The following is a 779-nucleotide window of genomic DNA, read 5'->3' on the forward strand; positions in this document are numbered from 1 at the left end:
CGGGAAGTGCTCGCAGATATCTTTCTTCACTTCAACGCCCAGATCCGCCAGCTGATACTCCATGACCTGTTTGACCAGCGCGGCACACCCGCCGCAGCCCGTTGCCGCTTTGGTGCTTGCTTTCAGCGACGCCATATCGCCGCATCCTGCTTTAACCGCGGCGCAGATATCCCCTTTGGTGACGTTATGACAGGAGCAGACCTGCGCGCTGTCCGGCAGAGCTGCCACGCCGAGCGCTTTTGACGGGGCCCCGGCGCTCTGCGGCAGGATCAAACTCTCTGGGGCATCCGGCAGCGCCATGCCGTTAAGCATCATCTGTAACAGCAGGCTGTACTCGCTGCTGTCACCGACCAGTACGCCGCCCAGCAACCTTTTACCGTCGGCGGAAACGACGATTTTTTTATAGATCTCCCGGGGCTCATTGGTCCAGTAATAGCTCTGGCTGCCCGCTGTTTGTCCGTGAGCATCTCCCATCGACGCCACCTCGACACCCAGCAGCTTGAGTTTGGTACTCATATCCGCCCCGCTAAATGCCGTGGCTTCTCCTGCCAGTGTTGCCGCCAGCACGCGAGCCATCTGATAGCCGGGTGCCACAAGGCCATAGACATGGCCCTGCCATACGGCGCACTCACCGATGGCCCAGACGGCAGGATCTGACGTCCGGCAGCAATCATCTATCACCACGCCACCGCGTTCGCCCAGCATCAGCCCCGCCGCCGCGGCCAGATGGTCGCGCGGGCGAATACCGGCCGAAAACAGCACCAGATCCGTCTCAAGGG

Annotated in this window: 1 protein-coding gene; it reads right to left on the reverse strand. The window is 61.4% G+C overall.

The genetic code is table 11. The annotated features are described in order from the left end of the window. A partial coding sequence (locus tag WH277_RS01180) for an FAD-dependent oxidoreductase (protein WP_339503890.1) occupies positions 1-779 on the reverse strand: 779 nt, incomplete at both ends.

The organism is Erwinia sp. MYb416, from assembly GCF_037479575.1.
GTDB lineage: Bacteria > Pseudomonadota > Gammaproteobacteria > Enterobacterales > Enterobacteriaceae > Erwinia > Erwinia rhapontici.